The sequence below is a fragment of the Mycobacterium paraffinicum genome (assembly GCF_001907675.1).
In the GTDB taxonomy this organism is placed as follows: Bacteria; Actinomycetota; Actinomycetes; order Mycobacteriales; family Mycobacteriaceae; genus Mycobacterium; species Mycobacterium paraffinicum_A.
Genome location: NZ_MPNT01000078.1, coordinates 1 through 1,471, shown reverse-complemented (window position 1 = coordinate 1,471; position 1,471 = coordinate 1). Strand labels below are relative to the sequence as shown.

Below are 1,471 nucleotides of genomic sequence, written 5' to 3'. Positions count from 1 at the left end.
TCCTTAAGTTCGTAGGTGCAGTTACTTCGTGTTGTTACGTTGTGCTGTGACCCGGGTGGGTCGGGTGAGGCGGCATGTCGGTTGCCGGCCTGGTGGTGCGGCTTGAAAGGACTGGCCGCCCGGCCTTCCTGGACTTCCTCGGGCCGCTGATTGAGATCTGCGACGTGATCGCTTGTTTAAGGAAATGCTGGCGGGGTTGTCCGTGGGGATCGTGTTGGCAGACAAGCGGATAGGAGATCGATGGCAGCGGGCCAGTTGTGGGCTGGGGTTGATGTCGGCAAGGAACATCACTGGGTGTGCGTGGTCGACAACAGCGGCACGGTGGTGTTGTCGCGCAGACTCGGCAACGAGGAGCAACCGATCCGTGCGCTGATCGGCGAGATTGACTCGTTGGCTGATCAGGTTGCCTGGACGGTGGACCTGACCACGGTGTATGCCGCCCTGTTGTTGACCGTGTTGGCTGATGCCGGCAAGTCGGTGCGCTACCTGGCGGGCCGTGCGGTCTGGCAAGCCTCGGCGGTCTATCGAGGTGGTGAAGCCAAGACCGACGCCAAAGACGCCCGGGTGATCGCTGATCAGTCGCGGATGCGCGGCGATGACTTGCCACTGCTGCATCCCGACGACGATCTGATCACCGAACTGCGGCTGCTCACCGCTCATCGCGCCGACCTGGTCGCTGACCGCACCCGCACGATCAACCGACTGCGCCAACAACTCGTTGCGGTGTGTCCGGCGCTGGAGCGGGCCGCCCAGCTCAGCGCTGACCGGGGCTGGGTAGTGCTGCTGGCGCGCTACCAGCGCCCCAAAGCCATCCGCCAGACCGGTATTTCGCGGCTGACCCGGATCCTGGCCGACGCCGGAGTGCGTAATGCCGCGGCCATTGCGGCGGCTGCGGTGGCGGCCGCCAAAACTCAAACGGTCCGACTGCCCGGCGAACAAGTGGCCGCCGGACTGATCGCTGATCTGGCGCAGGGGGTGATTGCCCTCGATGACCGCATCAAGACCACCGATGCCGACATCGAGGACCGATTTCGCCGCCATCCACTGGCCGAAGTGATCACCAGCATCCCAGGCATGGGATTTCGGCTCGGTGCTGAATTCCTGGCCGCCGTCGGCGATCCCGAACTGATCGGCTCGGCCGACCAGCTCGCCGCCTGGGCCGGGCTCGCACCGGTATCTCGAGATTCGGGAAAACGCACCGGACGACTGCACACCCCCAAGCGCTACAGCCGCCGGCTGCGCCGGGTGATGTACATGTCCGCACTGACCGCCATCCGCTGCGACCCGGCCTCCCGCGCCTACTACCAACGCAAACGAAACCAAGGCAAACGACCCATCCCAGCCACCATCTGCCTGGCCCGACGCCGCACCAACGTCCTCTACGCACTCATCCGCGACAACCGCACCTGGCAACCCGACTCACCCCCGATCACTCAGTCGGCGGCTTGACATCGTCATTGAGAGTCCTTTC

Annotated in this window: 1 protein-coding gene; it reads left to right on the top strand. The window is 64.6% G+C overall.

What is annotated here, in order from left to right:
- Nucleotides 1-240: 240 nt before the first annotated feature.
- Nucleotides 241-1,449, top strand: a complete 1,209-nt coding sequence (locus BRW65_RS30790) for an IS110 family transposase (protein WP_007172600.1) — start codon at nt 241-243, stop codon at nt 1,447-1,449.
- Nucleotides 1,450-1,471 lie beyond the last annotated feature (22 nt).